Origin of the sequence: Streptomyces sp. NPDC093984 (assembly GCF_044764595.1) — a bacterium.
GTDB lineage: Bacteria > Actinomycetota > Actinomycetes > Streptomycetales > Streptomycetaceae > Streptomyces > Streptomyces cynarae.
Genome location: NZ_JBIWIM010000007.1, coordinates 320,404 through 339,195, shown reverse-complemented (window position 1 = coordinate 339,195; position 18,792 = coordinate 320,404). Strand labels below are relative to the sequence as shown.

22 protein-coding genes are annotated in these 18,792 nt (G+C 72.7%); 10 read left to right on the top strand and 12 right to left on the bottom strand.

What is annotated here, in order from left to right; translation table 11 throughout:
• Positions 1 to 47: 47 nt before the first annotated feature.
• The 4 genes from ACIRC0_RS25950 to ACIRC0_RS25935 form a co-directional block, all read right to left on the bottom strand.
• On the bottom strand, positions 48 to 467 hold the full coding sequence (locus ACIRC0_RS25950; RefSeq protein ID WP_403619897.1) for an STAS domain-containing protein: 420 nt from the start codon (positions 465 to 467) through the stop codon (positions 48 to 50).
• Complete coding sequence (locus ACIRC0_RS25945; RefSeq protein WP_403619894.1) at positions 464 to 1,363, bottom strand: STAS domain-containing protein; 900 nt, start codon at positions 1,361 to 1,363, stop codon at positions 464 to 466. Before ACIRC0_RS25945 ends, ACIRC0_RS25950 begins: the two co-directional genes overlap by 4 nt.
• Positions 1,364 to 1,721: 358 nt before the next feature.
• Complete coding sequence (locus ACIRC0_RS25940) at positions 1,722 to 2,099, bottom strand: anti-sigma factor antagonist (RefSeq protein WP_374955460.1); 378 nt, start codon at positions 2,097 to 2,099, stop codon at positions 1,722 to 1,724.
• A gap of 438 nt (positions 2,100 to 2,537) precedes the next feature.
• Positions 2,538 to 3,713 carry a hypothetical protein gene (locus ACIRC0_RS25935; protein ID WP_403619891.1) on the bottom strand — a complete coding sequence of 392 codons (1,176 nt, stop codon included), beginning with the start codon at positions 3,711 to 3,713 and terminating at the stop codon, positions 2,538 to 2,540.
• Between the two features lie 239 nt (positions 3,714 to 3,952).
• Here ACIRC0_RS25935 and ACIRC0_RS25930 point away from each other — a divergent pair, with 239 nt between their 5' ends.
• On the top strand, positions 3,953 to 4,252 hold the full coding sequence (locus ACIRC0_RS25930) for a DUF5133 domain-containing protein (RefSeq protein WP_403619888.1): 300 nt from the start codon (positions 3,953 to 3,955) through the stop codon (positions 4,250 to 4,252).
• Here the strand turns inward: ACIRC0_RS25930 and ACIRC0_RS25925 are convergent.
• Together ACIRC0_RS25925 and ACIRC0_RS25920 are read right to left on the bottom strand one after the other, a co-directional pair.
• The gene (locus ACIRC0_RS25925; protein ID WP_200422972.1) at positions 4,241 to 4,447 is read right to left on the bottom strand and encodes a hypothetical protein; all 207 of its coding nucleotides are present in this window, start codon (positions 4,445 to 4,447) and stop codon (positions 4,241 to 4,243) included. The genes ACIRC0_RS25930 and ACIRC0_RS25925 overlap by 12 nt on opposite strands.
• 174 nt (positions 4,448 to 4,621) lie before the next feature.
• On the bottom strand, positions 4,622 to 6,055 hold the full coding sequence (locus tag ACIRC0_RS25920) for an alginate lyase family protein (RefSeq protein ID WP_403620354.1): 1,434 nt from the start codon (positions 6,053 to 6,055) through the stop codon (positions 4,622 to 4,624).
• Between the two features lie 227 nt (positions 6,056 to 6,282).
• Between ACIRC0_RS25920 and ACIRC0_RS25915 the strand changes: the two genes are divergently transcribed.
• Both ACIRC0_RS25915 and ACIRC0_RS25910 read left to right on the top strand, forming a co-directional pair.
• Positions 6,283 to 6,768: an Lrp/AsnC family transcriptional regulator gene (locus tag ACIRC0_RS25915; protein ID WP_403620351.1), complete on the top strand. Its 486-nt coding sequence runs from the start codon at positions 6,283 to 6,285 to the stop codon at positions 6,766 to 6,768.
• 178 nt (positions 6,769 to 6,946) lie between these two features.
• The gene (locus ACIRC0_RS25910) at positions 6,947 to 7,432 is read left to right on the top strand and encodes a DUF2000 domain-containing protein (RefSeq protein ID WP_403619885.1); all 486 of its coding nucleotides are present in this window, start codon (positions 6,947 to 6,949) and stop codon (positions 7,430 to 7,432) included.
• A gap of 19 nt (positions 7,433 to 7,451) precedes the next feature.
• Here ACIRC0_RS25910 and ACIRC0_RS25905 read toward each other — a convergent pair whose 3' ends face one another.
• Both ACIRC0_RS25905 and ACIRC0_RS25900 read right to left on the bottom strand, forming a co-directional pair.
• Complete coding sequence (locus ACIRC0_RS25905) at positions 7,452 to 8,249, bottom strand: N-formylglutamate amidohydrolase (RefSeq protein ID WP_403619882.1); 798 nt, start codon at positions 8,247 to 8,249, stop codon at positions 7,452 to 7,454.
• A gap of 61 nt (positions 8,250 to 8,310) precedes the next feature.
• Positions 8,311 to 9,177, bottom strand: a complete 867-nt coding sequence (locus tag ACIRC0_RS25900) for a fructosamine kinase family protein (protein ID WP_403619879.1) — start codon at positions 9,175 to 9,177, stop codon at positions 8,311 to 8,313.
• 206 nt (positions 9,178 to 9,383) lie between these two features.
• Between ACIRC0_RS25900 and ACIRC0_RS25895 the strand changes: the two genes are divergently transcribed.
• The gene (locus ACIRC0_RS25895; protein ID WP_403619877.1) at positions 9,384 to 10,292 is read left to right on the top strand and encodes a polysaccharide pyruvyl transferase family protein; all 909 of its coding nucleotides are present in this window, start codon (positions 9,384 to 9,386) and stop codon (positions 10,290 to 10,292) included.
• A gap of 69 nt (positions 10,293 to 10,361) precedes the next feature.
• On the opposite strand, the gene ACIRC0_RS25890 is transcribed toward ACIRC0_RS25895, so the two are convergent.
• Complete coding sequence (locus tag ACIRC0_RS25890) at positions 10,362 to 11,369, bottom strand: Ppx/GppA family phosphatase (RefSeq protein WP_403619874.1); 1,008 nt, start codon at positions 11,367 to 11,369, stop codon at positions 10,362 to 10,364.
• A gap of 247 nt (positions 11,370 to 11,616) precedes the next feature.
• Here ACIRC0_RS25890 and ACIRC0_RS25885 point away from each other — a divergent pair, with 247 nt between their 5' ends.
• The 4 genes from ACIRC0_RS25885 to ACIRC0_RS25870 are packed head-to-tail and all read left to right on the top strand — an operon-like array spanning position 11,617 to position 15,123.
• On the top strand, positions 11,617 to 12,639 hold the full coding sequence (locus ACIRC0_RS25885) for an NAD-dependent epimerase/dehydratase family protein (protein WP_403619871.1): 1,023 nt from the start codon (positions 11,617 to 11,619) through the stop codon (positions 12,637 to 12,639).
• Entirely contained in the window at positions 12,636 to 13,235 is a 600-nt protein-coding gene (locus ACIRC0_RS25880) for a glycosyltransferase family 9 protein (protein ID WP_403619868.1), read from the top strand. The genes ACIRC0_RS25885 and ACIRC0_RS25880 overlap by 4 nt, the downstream gene beginning before the upstream one ends.
• A gap of 47 nt (positions 13,236 to 13,282) precedes the next feature.
• Positions 13,283 to 14,125 (top strand): glycosyltransferase, encoded by an 843-nt coding sequence (locus ACIRC0_RS25875; RefSeq protein ID WP_403620348.1) that lies wholly within the window; start codon positions 13,283 to 13,285, stop codon positions 14,123 to 14,125.
• 47 nt (positions 14,126 to 14,172) lie between these two features.
• Complete coding sequence (locus ACIRC0_RS25870) at positions 14,173 to 15,123, top strand: glycosyltransferase family 2 protein (RefSeq protein WP_403619865.1); 951 nt, start codon at positions 14,173 to 14,175, stop codon at positions 15,121 to 15,123.
• A gap of 63 nt (positions 15,124 to 15,186) precedes the next feature.
• On the opposite strand, the gene ACIRC0_RS25865 is transcribed toward ACIRC0_RS25870, so the two are convergent.
• The 3 genes from ACIRC0_RS25865 to ACIRC0_RS25855 all read right to left on the bottom strand — a co-directional run bounded on the left by ACIRC0_RS25865 (position 15,187) and on the right by ACIRC0_RS25855 (position 18,007).
• Positions 15,187 to 15,381 carry a DUF2795 domain-containing protein gene (locus tag ACIRC0_RS25865; protein ID WP_200422965.1) on the bottom strand — a complete coding sequence of 65 codons (195 nt, stop codon included), beginning with the start codon at positions 15,379 to 15,381 and terminating at the stop codon, positions 15,187 to 15,189.
• Positions 15,382 to 15,523: 142 nt separating this feature from the next.
• Positions 15,524 to 16,546, bottom strand: coding sequence for a cytochrome d ubiquinol oxidase subunit II (locus ACIRC0_RS25860; protein WP_403619862.1), 1,023 nt, complete (start codon positions 16,544 to 16,546; stop codon positions 15,524 to 15,526).
• 48 nt (positions 16,547 to 16,594) lie between these two features.
• Positions 16,595 to 18,007 carry a cytochrome ubiquinol oxidase subunit I gene (locus ACIRC0_RS25855; RefSeq protein ID WP_403619859.1) on the bottom strand — a complete coding sequence of 471 codons (1,413 nt, stop codon included), beginning with the start codon at positions 18,005 to 18,007 and terminating at the stop codon, positions 16,595 to 16,597.
• A 249-nt stretch (positions 18,008 to 18,256) separates the two neighbouring features.
• On the opposite strand from ACIRC0_RS25855, the gene ACIRC0_RS25850 reads away from it, so the two are divergent.
• Together ACIRC0_RS25850 and ACIRC0_RS25845 are read left to right on the top strand one after the other, a co-directional pair.
• Entirely contained in the window at positions 18,257 to 18,427 is a 171-nt protein-coding gene (locus ACIRC0_RS25850) for a hypothetical protein (protein ID WP_403619857.1), read from the top strand.
• Positions 18,428 to 18,455: 28 nt separating this feature from the next.
• A complete protein-coding gene (locus tag ACIRC0_RS25845; protein ID WP_403619854.1) occupies positions 18,456 to 18,758 on the top strand; it encodes a DUF2795 domain-containing protein in 303 nt (100 codons plus the stop codon).
• Positions 18,759 to 18,792 lie beyond the last annotated feature (34 nt).

Here is an 18,792-nt window from a genome sequence, read left to right as displayed (position 1 = left end):
GTCCGTGCGGATGGGCAGGCATGTGGTGACGCGGCCCGATGTCTCCGTCACGCGTTCTCCTGGCGTGCTGGACCGTGGGACAGGGGCGTGGACGCCTGTGTCAGCATCCGCAGTGCCTCGTCGGTGTCGAGCGCGGTGCGCAGACCCGGCAGCGTGAGGCCGAGTTCGACCAGGGTGATGGCCACCGCGGGTCGCATGCCGGCCACCACGGTCTCCGCGGCGAGCAGCCTGGCGCTCGCGGCGATCTCCGCGAACACGCGCCCCAGGAAGGAATCGACGATCTCGACACCGGAGACGTCGATGACCACTCCGGTGGCGGAACTGCCCGAGATGGCCTCGCTGATGTCCTGCTGCAGCTGTTCGGCGGCCTTGTCCTCCAGTTCGCCCTGAAGGGTGACGAGGAGCACGTCACCGAGCTTGAGTACGGGGACGGAAGCACCCGCCGGGTCCCTGAAACCGCCGGTCACCGCTGGCCTCCTCCGTGGCCTGCCCGGTCGACGATCACGGCGCCCAGCTCGTGGAGGGCGTGGGCGAGGGCGTCGGCCAGGCTCGCCCGGGTGAGGACCGAGCCCAGGTCGATCCCCAGATGCACGATGGTCTGGGCGATGGCCGGTCGGATACCGGAGACGATGCACTCCGCGCCCATGAGGCGGGCCGCCGCGACGGTCTTCATCAGGTGCTGCGCCACCAGGGAGTCCACGGTGGGCACTCCGGTGATGTCCAGGATGGCGAACCGGGCCTGCTGGGTGACGACGGCCTCCAGCAGGCTCTCCATCACGACCTGGCTGCGGGCGCTGTCCAGGGTGCCGATGAGCGGTACGGCGACGATGCCGTTCCACAGTTTGATGACGGGCGTGGCGACTTCGAGCAGTTGCATGCGTTGCCGCTCGATGATCTCCTCGCCCGTGCTCAGGGCGGTCTCCATGACCAGCACCCGCAGCGTGCCCATCAGGGCGGTGAGCGCGACGGCGTGCCATCCGCTCGCCTCGCCGTCCGACTCGGACAGTTCGGCGCCCAGCAGTTCCCTGATCGAGGGACCCAGGGCCGCCACCTCGTCGGCGATCTGCGACGGCGTCGCGCCCGCGCGGGCCCGCGAGGCCGCCATACGTGTGAGTTGTTCGCGCATCCCCGCGAAGCCCGGGGCCCGAAGATCCTCGATCCGTCCGGAGGCGGCCACCGCGGCCAGCGCCTCCACCAGAGAGCCCGCGGCTTCCACGGCCTCGTCGCGCGACACCGTGAACACCGTACGGAAGAGCGTCTGGTCGGCCCAGCGCTGAGAGATCTGCTCCCGACGGCGTAGCAGGAAGTCCCCCACGACCCGTGTCGACGCTCCTGGGTTCGTTGCCGACTCCTGGTCCGTCACGTCCCTGTCTCCTTCGTACGTACCCTCCCCCGACGGCTGGGGAGCCTGCCCGGAGAGCGCGGTTCCTTGTCGCGCGACCACTGTAATCATGGGAGATCCCCCTCGGCACCGGAGGGCGCCGCGGAGATCATCCGACGATCGGGGGGCCCGGCCAACTGCCGTCCGTATACACGGCGTCGGACCGTTGGAGGCGGGCGACGACGAACTCGGAGACCACACGAGCGGACGACGTTCCCCGGCGCGAGCACGCCGGTTGACCGGCCGTCAGCACACCCCGCCGGTCACCGCACGGTGACCGGCCTCGTCGGCGCACCCACGGCCCGGCCCGGCGCCTGCGAGCGACGCCCGGCCCACGAGCCTAGGGCCGACTCAACGCGTCGCCCGTGTCGTCCAGTGCGTCCTGAACGGTCTTGAAGGACGGGACGGTCAGGCTCACCCCCGTCAGGTCGAGGATCCGCTGGACGGCCGGGGCAGGGTCGATGAGGCCGATCGAGCCGCCCACCTGACGGGTCTCCTTGTAGGCGTTGAGAATGATGTTGATGCCCGACGAGTCCATGAACGGCACCTCCGACAGGTCGAGCAACAGGTGCTGCCGGCCGTGGTGCATCTGGTTGGCCAGGTGGTGGTGCAACTCCGTCGCTGTGTCGACGTCCAGGAAACCCTTCACGGTGACCAGCGCGACATCCTCCCGGGGCATCGTCACATCGATGGAGAGCGGGGTCTGCTCAGCCGACACAATGTCCTCCCATCCGTACGGTGTGGCGGGGCTCGCCTACCCCGGGGCGGACAACAGATGCACCGCGACCCGCGCTCCGGAGGTGATCAACATCTCGCTGCCGGAATGGCACCCGACAGCGAGTTCGCCCACGGGTACCCCCTAAACCTCCGCCTACACCCGGCCCTCACGGATGGGTGACAGACGACGCGGAAATCGGCCACGCATACTTCCCGGGAAGCCGGGCACCAGCATGTCAGACCGCTCGTGGGTGCCCTCCCCCCTGGTGCCTCGAGCCGTCGGCCCCGCCGATGCCCCTCCCCCCGGCACGCGGCGGGGCCCTCTGCTGTCGGCGCGCGGGCCCGGCATGAACCTCACGAGAGGCTCTTGGGCGTGTTGCGAAAGTCCCGTCGTTCGCCCGAAGGGCGGGACCTTCGCAACACGCCGGGGCTCCAAGCCCTAGGAGTCGGGCGGCCCGGCCGGGGAGGTGTCCGCGGAGGGCTCCGCCTCGGTGGCGGTGTCACCGTTCTGAGGGCCCGGCACACCGAGGGACTTCACTCCGTCCACCACGCGCTCCAGGGGCTTGGCCAGAGTACGCAAGGAGAAACCTTCCCTCTTGCGTGGCCGGCGCGGTGCGGGCAGCGCGCCGGCCTCCTGGTAGGCCGCCAGTGCCTCGTGGGCGAGTTCGGCCGCCTCCCGGTACATGTCCCGCGACTTCGTCATGGCCTCGAGCGCCTCGGCGTAAGTGGCGAGCCGGCGGTGCGCGATGGCCAGTTCCTCCTCGAGGGTGGTCAGATGCCACTGCTCGCGCAGCGCGGACAGGGCCTCCTCGGCGCCCTCGGGCAGGGGTGCGGGCTGCTCGGCGAAGCGCCGCACGGTGTCGAGGAGTTCCGTGGGACGCGAACCGTCGAGGAAGACCGTGCGTACGCTGAACCCGTTGTCGTCGGCGCCGGGACCGGACGGCGCCGCGGGCAGCACCACGGCACCGCCCCGGGGCACCCGTGCGCCGAGGTCGTAGAGGGCCCAGTTGACCACCTGGAACTGCTCGGGCGCGGCCCGGTGTTCCACGACGCGGTGCCTGAGGCCGGGCGGCAGCAGCGGTGCGAGGGGGCGCAGCCCGCGCTCGTCGGGAGTCATCGCCTCGTGGACGACCACGTGGATGCTCCACGAGTGGCGCGCGCAGTCCTTCAGCAGGCGCCGCAGCGCCCGGTCCTCCGTGGGCAGCGGGTTGATCTCCCTGAAGCGCAGCCCCGGCACCACGTCGTGGTCCCAGGGCACGTCCGGGTCGTCGGGCCAGAAGACGGTGGCCGGAGAGGGCCAGTGGAGGTCCCAGGCCCGGTCCGCCTCGGCCACCAGCACCCAGTCCTGGCCGCCGTCCTTGTCGTCGGGCGTCCCGACGTCGAGGCGGGCCCGTACGACGACATCGTCCGCGACGAGCCACCGCGCCTCGAAGGCGCGCGCGGGCGCGCCCTCCCGGGAACCGTCGTACTCGGTCTCGTCCTGGATGACCTTCTCGCTCTTCAGCTCACGCAGGCGGCGGCGGACGGCGTCCTCGGCGCCCGGGCCGGGGTGTCGCCCGCGGGCCAGCCACACGGTGTCGGGAGCCGTGGCACGAGCGGTGGAGGACTTTGCCATGGATCACTCTGGGGAAAGGGGACAGGGGCGCCTCCCAGTATGGTCCGCGCACGTCAACGGGCGGGAGGGGAGGGGTGGGTCGTGATCGCGTGTCGCGCCGTGGCCGGGTCCCCCGAGGGGTGGGCCGTGGGGGAGGGCAGGGTCGATATCGCGCCAAAGGCGAGCCATGTGAGGTGAGTTGTGCATGCTTCGCCCGAGACGGGGGAGCCGGGACGGAAAACCAGAGAAAGGGCCCGACTGTGCTCGTACCCGATCCGAAGGCCGTCAGAAGACTGCTGACCCGGTACGCGTCCCTGCGGATCGCGCTCGCCGAGCAGGAGACACCCGAATTGGCACGACAGCTGGCGGATGTCAGCTACACGCTGTGCGTCATGACGGGAACCAAGGACGTGCGCGCCGCCGTCGCCGCCGCCGACGCGTTCCTCGAGGGCAGCCAGAAGTACGCCCCGCAGCAGCCGCACCGGTCCGGAATCACGGCCCCGGGGCCCGGCCCCGTCCCCGGCGCGGTGATTCCGGACCGGGAGTCGCTAAGGCAGTAGCTTGTCCAGCGCGGCGTGCCCCTCGGAGGCGAGCTTCCGCTCCGCCCAGGCGAGGGTCCTGGGGGTGATGTCCCGCCCCGAGGCGAGGACCAGATCCTCCGCCGAGGTCTCGAGCGGGCACGCGTGCAGCAGCTCGTCCGGCGTGGCACGGTCATCGGCCGGACGACGCGACGCATCGGGCTGTGACGTCGACATTCTGTCTCCTCTGCGAGTCGATCCTCCCCTCACCTTTCCCCCAGATGGCGCAGCGCGCATCCCGAAAGGGCCGCGATCGGCGCTCCTGTACGGAGCGTCGGCGGGTGGGCGCTCAGCGTGTGCGAGGAGGGGATGCCGGCGGTCGCCCGACGGTCGGCCACCGGCCTCTGCGGCTCACGCGCTGTCGCGCCCGGCGCGCCCGCGGCGGCGCAGCAGGAGCAGCCCGCCCGCGACGGCGGTGACGCCCGCGGCGGCGGCCCACGCGGGGACGTCCGAGGAGCCGGTGTTCGCCAGGTCCCTGCCCCGGCCGCCCTGCGGACCGGCCGTGGACGACGGCGCGGAGGACCCGCCTCCGGCCCCGGTGGCCGCGCCGGACGCGGGCATCGGGGACGCCTTCGCCTCGGCCGTGGACGCCCGGTCGCGGGTGAACGTCAGCGTGCCGAAACCGAGCTGGTCGTATCCGCCGCTGTTGGGCCCGTAGTCCCCGCCGCCGCCCTCCGGGGCCGTCCTGGCCGCGATCCGCGTGACGTAGGGAGCGTCCAGCCCGCGTCGCTTGGTGTAGTGGTTGGCGATCATGGCCCAGATCGGGCGGGTCATGGCCGGATCCACGGCGGCCGCCTTGCCGGTCGTCTCACTGCCGGACCAGACGCCCGGTGCGCCCTTCTTCCGGGTCAGCGCCGTGTAGGGCACGGATCCGCCCATGCTCCACTTGGCCACGTACTGGGCGCCCTTGAGGAAGCGGCTGTCGTCGTACCCGTACAGGTCGATGCCCTGGTTCCAGGCCATCTCGCACACCGTGGCCATCAGGCCGACGCCGAGCAGGGCGTGGCCCTGGTCGCGGCCCGCCTCGGCCCATTCGGCGAGGCCGTCGGGGTGCACCACGGGGATCGCGTTCCTGAGCGAACCCATGCCGTCGCCGTTCCTGAAGTAGGAGACCGCCTGATCGACCGCGGTACGGTCGTCGCAGAGGATGCCGACGCCGAGGACGCAGGCCATCGCGGCCAGGTCCCAGTTGGTCCAGTAGTTGCTGACGTAGGCGCCGTTGTGGTGGGTGAGGAAGTCGGAGCTGACCGGAAGGAAGACGGACCGCATCATCTTCTGGAAGCGGGCCAACTCGAACCCGTCGCGGTCGCGCACGAGTTCGGCGACGTTGGCGAACTGGTAGCCGTACAGCCCGGCCGCGAGGAACCGGTCCGCCGTGCCGTCCAGCTTGGTCAGAGTGGCGGACCACGCGTTGAGGATGGCCACGGCGGCGTCCGCGTGCGCGCTGTCGCCGCTGACGTGCCAGCGCAGGGCGTTCTGGTAGGCGGCGTGGACGTCGTTGTAGAGGACCCTGTAGTTCTCCGGTGTCCCCGATCCCCGGTAGACCGTCGCCGCCGGGCGGGCCGTCCAGGTGCTCTGCGCGTGCGGGTTGGCGGTGAGCCTGGCGAAACCCGCCGTGTAGGGAGCGGCGCCCGCCTTCACCTTGGCCGCCATGCGGTCCAGGTCGGCCTGGGTGTGCAGCAGTCCCGGGTGCGCGAAGGCCGTGCCCGCCGCCGACGCCCCGGGTGCGGGGACGGCTGCGGTGACGGCGGCCGCGCCCGCGGCCGTACCGGCGATCTTCAGCATGCTCCGGCGGCTGATCTGTGCTCTCACGTGCGTGGGTCCTCGGTCTCGTCAGATGGTCGATGCGGACGATTACGCACAGGAGACGGCCCCCGCCCCGGCCGATAACAGAAAGTGCGCCGCCTCCGACGGGCCGGCGCACACCGGAAGGCCGCGGCCTGCGAACGTGCACCTGTGTGGGGATTCCCCGCTGCCACCGAACGTCGTACGGCATAGTGAGCGGCATGGACATGGACGCACTGGACCGCGCCCTGCTGCGGGAACTGCAGGACGACGCACGGCAGACCAACCGGGAGCTGGCCGCGCGGACGGGGGTCTCCCCGTCCACCTCGCTGGAGCGGGTACGGCTGCTGCGGGAGCGCGGGGTCATCACGGGCTACCACGCGGCCGTGGACCTGGAGGCGGTGGGCCGCCCGGTCCAGGCGCTCATCTCGGTCCGCATCCGGCCGCCGGCCCGCCCCGTGATCGAGGGGTTCCGCGAGTGGGCGGCCCAACTCCCCGAAGTCATCGGCTTGTTCGTCACCTCCGGAGCGCATGACTTCCTCATCCACGTCGCCGTCCCGGACGTCAACGGCGTCTACGCCTTCGTCATCGACCGGCTGACCGAGCGCCGTGAGGTCGCCGACGTGCAGACCACCATGGCCTACGAGCACGTCCAGCCCCGCCGTATCGAGCCCGCCGCCGAGCGCCCGGCGGCCCCGCGCAGGAAACGGTGACGGGCACCGGTCCATGTCCGCACGTTCGACGCCGCATCCGGCGACTTGCCGCATGAAGTGCACCACCAGCGGTCTTGTTGCTGCGATCACTTGCGAAAGTTCGGCAGCCAAGCGTCAGAGCCGCATGCCTACCTAGCATTCTCGGTATCGGCCGCAGAAATGCACAGGAGACAAGCTCATGACCGACGAAAACACGACCGGAACCCCGATCGGCTTCACCCCCGAGGAGGTGGACCCCACCGTCTCGACCCGCGCCGCCCGGCTGAAGTGGGTCGTGGTCGTCGACCGGGACCTGCCCTCGGGCCGCGCCGTCAACGCCGCCGTCTGCGTCGCCGCGGCCACGCAGTCCGCGGTCACCGGCCTGCTCGGCGAAGACGCCACCGACGCCGAGGGCACCGTGCACCCGGGACTGCCCTGGGCCGGCTGCTCGGTCCTGGCGGCGGATGCCGACACCCTCCGCACCATCCGCGCCAAGGCGGCCTCGTACGCCGACACCTTCGTCGCCGACATGCCGGTCGCGGCCCAGGAGACGCTGGTCTACGCCGACTACCAGGCCGCCGTGGGCAAGACCGCCACCGACGACCTCGTGTACTGCGCCGTGAGCATCGTGGGCCCCCGCAACCGCGTCGGCAAGATTGTGGGCAAGCTCCCGCTGCTGCAGTGACCCCGGGCGGGGACGGCCGTCAGGACACCGCGTCCACCAGGGCCGCCAGCGCCGACGCGAGGCGGGGGAGACCGGGGCCCGCGGCACCGCCCGGTTCGGTCATGTAGGTGTCCCGGCGGATCTCCACCATCAGGGCGGTGACCCGGGGCTGTGAGCCGTGGAACTCCAGGGGGACGTACGCCCCGGAGAAGGGGCTGTCGATCCCCGTTCCGCCGAACCCCGCGAACGCCTCACGCGCTCGGGCGAGCAGCTCCGGCGGCGTGTGGAAGGAGTCCGTGCCCAGGCAGACCGGCGGCCGGGGGCCCTCGCCGTGCAGTTCGTAGGGCAGAGGGGAGGTCGGGTAGGAGTGGACGTCGAGGACGACGGCCCGGCCCGTGGCGGCCAGCCTGTCCGCGACCGCCGCGGACATCGCCCGCGCGTACGGGTGGAAGTAGCGCCGCAGCAGCGGTTCGGGGTCGGTGCCGACCCCTCGCAGGACCTCGCGGTGCGTGGTGCGGGTGTAGACGGCGCCCATCCCGACGGCGAGCATCTCCTCCCGCTCGTCGGGGAACCGCTCGGGATCGACCACCAGCCGTGACAGCCGGTTGACGAACCGCCAGGGCGTGACGGTGGCGGCCTTCGCGGCGAGGCCGGCCAGTTCGCCGGTGTGCGCGTCCGTGATGTGATCCAGCTCCCGGGCGAGGGCCGTGTCGTCGAGCAGGATGCCCTCACGTACGTCCGCCGGTATCTCCCGCGCCCCGTGCGGCACATGCAGGATCACCGGAGAGTCGTCGGCGCCGGGCAGCAGGTCGAACGAGGTGTCGGTGGCGCGGGACATGGCGGCTCCTCCGGGTGCGGTGACCAGGAGACCGTACCCGGCCGAGGGAGACGGCGGTGGTTCAGGCGGCCAGGGCCGCGCGGGCCGCCGCGAGCGCCTGCCCCGCGTACCCGCGGCCGAACAGCACCGTGTGGACCAGCAGCGGGAAGAGCTGGTGCAGCCCGATCCGGTCCCTCCAGCCGTCCGCGAGCGGAGCCGCCTCCTGGTATCCGGCCAGCACCCGGTCCAGGTGCGGGCAGCCGAACAGGTGCAGCATGGCGAGGTCGGTCTCCCGGTGTCCGCCGTGCGCGGCCGGGTCGATCAGCCAGGCGTGGCCGTCGGCGCCCCACAGCACGTTGCCGTTCCACAGGTCGCCGTGCAGCCGGGCGGGCGGCTCCGCCGGACCGGCCAGCTCCGGGAGCCGCTCGCAGACACGTTCGAACGGCGCCGCCTCGGTGGACCGCAACGTGCCGTCGTCCACCGCGCGGCGCACATAGGGCAGCACCCGGTGCTCGCCGTACCAGCTCGGCCAGTCCTCACCGGCGACGTTGCGCATCGGCGCGAGGCCGATGTACGCGTCCTCGGGACCACCGGGCGGCGGGGCGCCGAACGCGGGGGCACCGGCCGCGTGCAGGGCCGCCAGTTCGCGGCCGAAGCGCACCGCTGCCTCGGCGCCGGGCCGCCCGGAAGGGACACGGTCGGTCACCAGCCAGTGCTCGTCGTGACCGTGCACGGAGGGGACGCGCACGGTGGCGGCGTCCGCCAGCCAGCGCAATCCCGCCGCCTCGGCCCGCAAGGAGCCGGCTTCGCCGCCGCGCTTGACCATGACCACCCGGCCACCGTCGAGGACGACCTCCGTGAGCGCACCGGACCCCGGGCGCTCACCGGTCACCGGACGCCCGGTGAACCGGGCCGCCGCGGCCCCGGGTCCCTGATCGGCTTCGGTCATGGCGGGCACCTCGTCGACAGAACTCCGTGAACTCCCCGGCCCGCGCCGTACGGGCTCCGACGGCCCGGACGATACCGCAGCCGTCCGGCGCGCCGACGCTGGTGACCGTGAACGCCGACTTGGTGACCGCCAACGCCGGCCCGGATACCTGCGAACCCCCCGCGGAGATGAGTGAGCACGTTACGAGGGGGCACTCGTGAGGCGTTGTGTGTGCGAAGAATCTGAGGACTCTGCTGACCGGATGGTTCAGCTTTGTGGACGGCGAGGCCACCGCGGGAGATGTACTGGCCCTCCGGCGGGTCGAGGACGTGCTGCGTCACCAGGGGATCCCCTACGACGTGGCGTGGAGCCCCGGCTTCCGGCCGTCGGCGCTGCACCTGGACGACGTACGGCCCGCCTCGTATTCGCATCTGATCTTCATCTGCGGGCCGCTGCACGGACCCGCGATCGAGGAACTGCACCGGCGCTTCGCGCACTGTGTGCGGATCGCGGTCGGCACCTCCGTGCTGGACGCCGAAGACCCGGCCGTCACCGGATTCCACCGGGTCCTGCCGAGGGACGCGCCCGCCATGGGTCCCGTTCCCGACCTGTCCACCCACGCGCCGAGCGAGACGACCACGCCGGTCGTCGGGGTGATCCTCACGCACGGGCAGCACGAGTACGGCGAGAGGCGCCGGCACGACGAGGCCGCCGAGACGGTCACCCGGTGGCTGGCCGGCAAGGACTGCGCGCGCGTGGAGCTGGAGACCCGGCTCGACAGCCACGACTGGCGGCTGTGCGCCACGCCCGGACAGTTCGAGTCCGTGCTGTCCCGGATGGATCTGGTGGTCACCGACCGGCTGCACGGGCTGGTGCTCGCGCTGCGCGGCGGAGTGCCGGCCCTGGCCGTGGACCCCGTCGAAGGCGGCGCCAAGCTGACGGCCCAGGCCGAGGCCTGCGGCTGGCCCGCCCTTGTCCCCGTGGACCGCCTCACCACGCGGCGGCTGGACCACTGGTGGCAGTGGTGCCTGACCTCCGGCCGGGTCGCGGCCCGGCAGGTGCGCCGCGAGTTCCTGGAGGACCCGGACGACGACAACGCACCGGCACTCGTGGCGGCCCTGACGGACCGGGCCTGAGAGGCGACCCGCAGTCCGGGCCGGCCACATACCGCCGAAGCCCGGTCATCGGCCTGCCTGTTGTCCCGGTCAGGCCGTCGGTTCCGCCACGCGCAGCGGGACGGCGGTACCCGACAACGTCTCCTCACCGTCCCGCGCGACCTTCGACCACCAGCCGAGGCCGTCCTCGATGGACCGCAGCAGCACACCCTCCCTGACCGCCCACGGGCAGATGGTCACCGTCTCGAAGTTCGCCAGCTTCATGACGGTGTGGGCGACCAGGGCACCGGCCAGGCTCTGGCGGGCCCGTGGCGCGGAGATGCCCGGCAGGTCGGCCCGTTCCGCCGACCGGCGGGAGGCCAGGTCGTCGATGGACCGCCGCAGATCCGCACGGCGCAACTCACGGTGCACGAACGGGCCGTGCCGCCCCGGCGGCGCCCCGCACAACCGTGCCAGCTGCTGGAACGTGCGTGAGGTCGCCACCGCCGTGCAGGGGCTCTCCCAACGGGCGCGCGTGACCACGTCGCGCAGCTGGTGACGCACCTTGCGGCGCAGCGCCTTGATGTCCACCGCGGTGGGCGGATCGTTCTCGGCGAAGAACTCACGGGTCAGCCGGTTCGCACCGAGCGGCAGCGACGCGGCGAAGTCCGGCAGGCTGCCCCGGCCCAGCGCGACCTCCAGGGAACCGCCGCCGATGTCGAGGAGCGCCAGCGGTCCGGACCGCCAGCCCATCCACCGCCGTGCCGCGAGGAACGTCAGCTCCGCCTCGACCTCGCCGGGCAGCGTGCACAGGGCCACACCCGTCTGGCCGCGCACCGCCTCCAGGACCTCCCGCCGGTTGGGCGCGGCGCGCACCACCGCGGTCGCGAACGCCAGGGGCGGCCCCGAGCCCCACCGCTCGGCCGTCGCGGCGGCCTCGGCGACCGACTGGGCCAGTTGCTCCACCGCCGCGTCCGCCATCCGCCCGTCCGCGTCCGTCTGGTCGGACAGCCGCTGCTTCCACTTCGCGGTGTGCACCGGGAGGGGCACACCGCGCTCCGCGTCCGCCACCATCAGACGGATCGTGTTCGAACCCACGTCAATCACGCTCACCCGCATGGCGGCGAAGTACCCCGTTCGGCCCGGGCGATGCCGGACGGTCCGTCCGACCGGGCGGTTTCACTCGTACGAGCCACGACGAGCCACCGTGGCCGCCACGCGGTCGGCGGTGCGGTGCCCGCACCCCTGTGGCACGCCCTCACCGCAGGCCGGAGCATGAAAGCGACTCGCCGGGGCACTCGACCGGCCGCTGCGCGCAGGCGTGCGTCACCCATCGGCGGAAGGAAGGCGGAAGGACCACGTGCTGATGACGCCGACGACCACGTTCTCCCCGCTGCCGACGGCCCGGCCCTTCTGGGGGCGCGCGGTGGTGACCGGAGGCGCCGGGTTCCTCGGCTCACACCTGTGCGAACGACTGCTGGACAGCGGGATCGACGTCGACTGCGTGGACGACCTGGCGTCGGGATCGGTGGCCGACATCGCCCATATGACCGGCCGGCCGGGCTTCCGGTTCGTGGAGTGCGACATCGCGCGGCCCGAGAGCCGCGAAGCCCTCCCCGGCCCCTACGACGTGGTGCTGCACTTCGCCGGTCCCGCCTCCCCCGCCGACGCCCGGGGCCGCGCCCTGGAGGCGATCGCCGCCTGCGGCCTCGGCACGCGCAACGCGCTGGCCGTCGCAGAGCGGGACGGCGCCCGCTTCCTGCTGGGCTCCTCCTGCCAGGTCTACGGCGATCCGGCGGTACACCCGCAGCGGGAGGACTACTGGGGCGACGTCGACCCCGTGGGACCGCACAGCGCCTACGACGAGTCCAAGCGGTTCGCCGAGGCGCTCACCACCGCCCACGCGAGCGTCAAGGGCACCGACGCGGGAATCGTGCGGGTGTTCAGCACCTACGGCCCCCGGATGCCGGCGGACGGCCGCCAGGCCATCCCCACCTTCATCCGGCAGGCACTGGCCGGGGAACCGGTCACCATCGAGGGCGACGGCCGCCAGACCCGCTCCCTGTGCTACGTCGACGACACCGTCGACGGCGTCCTGCGGGTCGCCGCCAGCCGGTCCGTGCGGCCCGTCAACATCGGCGGAGACGAGGAGAGGACCGTCGAGGAGATCGCGCGCCGGGTGATCGCCCTCACCGGCTCGGGCTCGCGCCTGACCTTCGTCGACCGGCACCCGGGCGATCCCGCGCGGTGCCGCCCCGACACCACCCTTGCCCGCGAACTCTTCGGCTGGGTACCGAAGGTGACCTGGGAGGAAGGGCTCAAGCGGACCATCGCCGCCTTCACGGACAGGACCCCGGAAGGAGTGGCGCACGGGGGAGGGGCGCCGTGAAGGCGCTCGTCGTGCGGTTCGGCGGCTTCGGAGGCGTCCTGCTGACCGGTCCGGCCGTCCGAGCGGTCGCCACCCGGGCCGGCCACGTGACGGTCCTGTGCGGCCCCCGCGGCGCCCCCGCCGCCCGGCTGCTGCCCCATGCCGACGACGTCCTCGTGGCGGAGGACGCCCGGCAGGGCGCCGACCCGCCGGCCGAGGCGGACACCGACCGACTGCTGCGGCACCTGCGCGAGGGCTCCTACGACGCGGCGCTCGACCTCATCCCGTCCCACCGAAGCCCCCTGCCGGCCGAGGAGCTGTTGCGCACGGCCCGGGTGCCCCGCGTCGGGGCCGTCGGACACATCGACAGCCCGGCCCGGCGCCCGCAGTGCCGCCACGAGGCCGAGGCGGCACTTCAGACCGCGGCCGGCCTGGGGTTCTCGCTCAGCGACGGGGACGACGGACGGCTGCGCGTGGGGCCCTACGGAGCGCCCGGCGTGCTCCTCGGCGACGAGACCGGTCCCCGCGCGGACACGGGCGCCCGCCCGGGCTTGAACGAGATCACGGCCCACGACGTGCTGCGCGGCGTGCAGAAGCTGCTCCAGGAGGGCGGGTGAAGGACATCGACGCGCCCGAGGGGCACGCCTCCCGTGTCACCGTCGCCATGATCACCCGCGACCGCCGTGACAGCGTGCTGCGCACCCTGGACCGGCTGGCCGACCTGCCCGAGCGGCCCCCCGTCATCGTCGTGGACAACGGCTCCAGCGACGCGACCGTGGCCGCCGTGCGCGACCACCCGCTGGGCGCGCGCGTCCTGGCCGCCGGACGCAACACCGGCGCGCTGGGCCGCAACCTCGCGGTACGGCACGCCGCCACGCCCTACGTCGCCTTCAGCGACGACGACTCCTGGTGGGCGCCGGGCGCCCTGGACACCGCCGCGGACGTCCTCGACGCCCACCCGCGGCTCGGCCTGCTGGCCGCCCGCACCCTCGTCGGCCCGGACGCCGTCGAGGACCCGCTGAACTCCGTCCTCGGGCACTCGCCGCTGCCACCCGACCCCGACCTGCCCGGCCGCCCGGTGCTCGGCTTCCTCGCCTGCGCGGCGGTGGTCCGCCGCCGGGCGTTCCTGGAAGCAGGCGGCTACCACCGGGTGCTGTTCTTCGGGGGCGAGGAGACCCTGCTGGCCTACGACCTCGCGGCCCGCGGCTGGGGCGTCAGCTACGTGCCGTCGGTGACGGCCCATCACCACCCGGACCCCGGCGAACGCCCCGGACGCTCGGCGGTCCAGCGGCGCAACGCCCTGCTCACCGCATGGCTGCGCCGGCCCGTCACGGTGGCACTGGGCCACACCGCCCGACTCGCCGCGGCGGCGGCCCGCGGGGAGCGCGACGCCGCGGCGGCGCTGCGCGGCGCGATCGCCCGGCTCCCCGCGGCCCTCAGGGACCGCGAACCGCTGCCCGCACGGATCGAACACGCCGTCCGCCTGCTGGAGCGGGCCACCCCATGAGCACCGACGACCGAGGACGAGCGGACATGCCCCACGACCCCTCTCACGTGCCCGCCACGACCCCCCGGAACGACACCGGCACCGCGCACGGCGACGACCTCCACCCCGACCCCCGGACCACGGTCGTCGTGATCACCCGGGACCGCCGCCTCGAACTGCTGCGCACCCTGCGGACCCTGCGGGACCTTCCCGAGCGGCCCCAGGTCGTCGTCACCGACAACGGCTCCACCGACGGCACCGCGGACGCCGTCACCCGGCACTTCCCCGAGGTCCGGCTGCTGTGCCCCGGACGCAACCTGGGAGCGGTCGGCCGCAACCTGGCCGTGCGTCAGGTACGGACGCCCTATGTGGCGTTCTGCGACGACGACACCTGGTGGGAACCCGGGTCCCTGCGGCGGGCCGCGGACCTCCTCGACGCGCATCCCCAGCTCGCGGCCGTGACGGCGCGCATCGTGGTCGAGCCGTCGGGGGAGGAGGACCCCGTCGTCGCCGAACTGCGCGACTCACCCCTCACGGGCCCCGACTGGCTGCCCGGCCCCGCCCTGGGCTCCTTCCTCGCCGCCGCGACCGTGATGCGCGTCGACGCCTTCAGGGCCGTGGGCGGCTTCCACCCCGGGCTGTGGCTGGGCGGTGAGGAGGAACTCCTCGCCACCGACCTGCTGCGCCGGGGCCACTGGCTCAGCTATGTACCGGAATTGACCATCCATCACGCCGCGTCCCAGGTGCGGGACAGCACCGAACGGCGCGTCCTCGGACTGCGCAACACCCTCTGGTTCACCTGGCTGCGCCGCCCCTGGCCGTCCGCGCTGCGCCGCACCTGGTACCTCATGCGCACCGTCCCCCGGGACCACGCGTCCCTGCGCGCGTTCGCGCGGGCGGCGGCGGGGCTTCCCTGGGTCCTGAAACAGCGCGATCCCGTGCCCGCCGACCTCGAGGCCCGGCTGGTCGCCCTGGAGGAGGCGAGGCGGACCTCCCCGGCCCGCAAGTACGTCGGCTGACCACCGGCCGCACGCACCGCGGCCGGGGCACCTCGCCCCGGCCGCCGCACCTTGGATATCGGATCACTCGTTCTCGAACACCGCCTTGCTCACCTCGGCCGGGTTCTGGAACTTCTTCTTCCCGAGATGATCGATGCGCTCGGTGATCTCCTTGGGAGCGCGGTTGTCCCGGGCGACCTTCTTGAGCTGCTCGGTGTCGGCCGGGTACTCCGCGCCGGACAGTGCTTTCTGCAGATCTGTGGGGCTGACACCCGCCATGGCTCCTCCAGGCGGTGAGACGTTCCGGTTGACACGGCGCCGCCAAAAGCGCCGGACCCCCGAGTACCCGGTGCCCGGCAGGGCCATGCGCAGGCCGGGCGCGCGATCCCCGGCCGCACCGCCACGGCCGGGGGAATGGCTCTCAGGCGCCGCGCTCGCCGTCCCCCGTCGCGGGTGCGGGGCGGCGCTGGAAGAGCGAGTACAGCCACAGCAGCGACGGCACGAGCAGCAGCGCACCGGCCGCCAGGGCCGCGAGGCTCGCCCCGAGGACGGACGACTGCGAGGCGCTGTCACGCACGGTGACCGACGGCGGCAGCATCGCGGGATACTGGGCGACCCCCCAGCTCCACAGGATCGCGGCGACCGCCGCGGCCGCCGTGACCCGCACCGACGTCAGCCGCGCCCGCATCAGCAAGGCCAGGCTGAACACGCCGAGCACGGCCGAGACCACCACCAGGGGCAGCGCCCGGTGCGTCAGGCCGTGGAAGAGCTGCGGCGCGTCCGCGTGCAGGACGGCGATCCCTGCCAGCGCCACCACACCCGTCACCATCCCCGTGACCAGGGCCCGGTGCCGGAAGTAGACCGCCAGGTCGTCCTCCCCGGTCCGCGCGGCATCCCCGCTCAGATACACGGCCGCCAGAAACGCGCAGGTCAGCACGGCCAGCACGCCGCCCAGAGCGGAGGTGGGATTGAGCCAGCTGGTGACCAGGTTCCCCTTCGCCAGGCCGGGCGGAACACGCCCCGAGGCCACGGATCCGGCCACCGATCCGAGGAAGTAGGGCGTCACCACCGAGGACAGCGCGAAGAAGCCGCCGAACAGGCGCTGCTGCCACACCTCCGTGCTGACCTTGCGGAACGCGAACGCGGCACCCCGGGCGATGATCCCGAGAGCCGTCAGGGTCAGCGGGATGTAGAGGGTCGACATCACCGCCGCGAACACCGGTGAGAACCCCGTCCACAACATGACGACGACGAAGATCAGCCACACGTGGTTGGTCTCCCACACCGGGCCGATACTGTGCTCGATGAGCCGCCGCGGCGGCCTGCCGCGCTCGCTGCCCCCGGCGAGCAGATCCCACAGGCCCGCCCCGAAGTCGGCTCCGCCGAAGAGGGCGTAGCAGGTCAGGCCGACCCACATGGCGGCCAGGGCCGCGTTGGCGAGCATCAGCGTCCCCCCGTCACGGTGGTGCGGGCACACAGCAAGGGCGAGCGGTCAGACAACGGGGTACTCCCGTACGTCGTGCTCCTGGGGAGCGAGCGGAACGGGCCGGTCGCGGGTCAGCCGGCGCAGCACATAGACCGTGGCCACGGTCATCAGCGCGTAGACGACGACCACCAGCCACAGCCCGGCCATCAGCCCGGGGGCCACGTTCACGGCGTCGTGGACGCGCAGCAGCCCCCACACGATCCACGGCTGACGCCCCTCCTCGGTCACGGTCCAGCCGCACTCGAGGGCGACCACCGCCGCCGGTCCGGTGAGGACGCCGAGCGCCAGGAAGGCGCGCAGCGGGCGGCTCTCCCCCTCCAGCCAGGGACCGCCACGGCGCCTGCGGCGCAGCCCCAGCACGAGCAGCCACACGCTCACCGCGAGCAGGAACAGGCCGCAGGCCACCATCAGGTCGAAGGCCAGGTGGACCCCGGTGACCGGGGGGCGCTGGTCGGGCGGTACCTCCTCCAGGCCCTTGATCACCGTGTTCGGGCTGTAGCCCACCAGCAGCGACAGCCCGTCGGGGATCTCCAGCCCGTAGCGCAGGCCGCGCGGGCCCGCGATGCCGGCGATGGTCAGCGGCACGTGGTCACCGGTGCGGTAGACGCCCTCCATCGCGGCGAGCTTGACCGGCTGGTATCGGGCGATGAAACGCGCCGCCCAGTCCCCGACGACCAGCTGCACGGGAGTGACGATCGCGCCCAGGATCAGCGGGACGGTGAAGCCCAGCCGGTGGTAGCGGTCCCGGCGGCCGCGCAGCAGCGCCACCGCGTACACGCTGGAGGTCAGGAAGGCCGCGACCATCAGGGCCGCGAGGATCATGTGCGTGGTCTGCGGCGGGGTCGCCGGGTTGAACATGGCCGCCCACGGGTCGACGTGCACCACCTTGCCGTCACGCAGCGTGAAGCCGCGGGGCTGGTTCATCCAGGCGTTGGCGCACACCACGAAGAAGGCCGACGCCACACCCGCGACCACGATCGGCACACCGGTCAGCAGATGGGTGCGGGGCGGCAGCCGGTCCCACGCGTACAGGTAGATGCCCAGGAAGATCGCCTCGATGAAGAAGGCGATCCCCTCCATGGCGAAGGGCAGGCCGATGACCTGGCCGTAGGTTCCCATCAGACCCGGCCACAGCAGGCCCATCTCGAAGCTGAGAATCGTGCCGGACACCGCGCCGACGGCGAAGAGCACCCCCATGGCGCGGGCCCAGCGGCGGGCGAGGAGACGGTACGAGGGGTCCCCCGTCCGCACACCCCGCCACTCCACGATCAAGGTCAGCAGCGGCAGGCCCACGCCGAGGCAGGCCAGCACGATGTGCCAGGCGAGGGAGAAGCCCATCTGGGCGCGGGCCGCGTCGAGATCCCCTTGGCCCACGACCGTGGCGGCCAGTGCTCGCGGCCCCGAGGCGATCGGTTGCATCGAACACTTCCTCTCTCACGCCGGGACCGTGCGTTCCCGTGGGTTCCCGCAGCGCCGCCGGGCATGTCGGACGGGAGTCAGGGCGTCGCGGCCCACAGGTACCGCCCAGGTCAGCTTCGCGGCATGGTCCGCCGTATGTGCCGTGCGACACGCACGTGCGTGCTCCCGATCTTCAGGGTGTTCACGGCCTGGTCTCCGGGTACTCGCCGTCGTTCAGGAAGCGAAAGGCGCATGTGAGGAATCGTCGCGATGACCGTTCCCGAGGAGAACCGGCAGAAGACCGGGACCACCGACGACGTGGTCATGGAACCGGCGGAGGAGAAGGCCGGCAAGCCCGCCCCCACCGGTCCGTCCGGTCGCACCATGCGTGAGGCGATGGAGGAGGCGGGGATCCAGCGGGAGGACCACGAAGAGCAGTAGCAAGGAGGCCCCCCATGCACACACCAATGTGCCGGAGGTGCTCGGCGCGCTCAAGGACGTCGACTTTCCGGCCGACAAGGACCAGTTGCTGACGGCGGCACGCGCGGCCGGCGCCTCGGACGAGGTGGTCAAGGCGCTGCGCGGTATACCGCCCGAGGAGTACACCAGCCGGGAGGACGTGGCGCGGTCGGTCCGGGTGGATCCCGACTCCGACCTCGGACACACCGCCGCACAGCGTGCCGAGCAGGCGCGCGAGGGCGGCAAACCCGGGCTGTCACAGCACCTGCGCGATGCGCCGAAGACGCCGATCCAGGAGGAACTGGAGGACTGACGTCACGGCGGGCGGGCACGGACGTTGTGAGCAA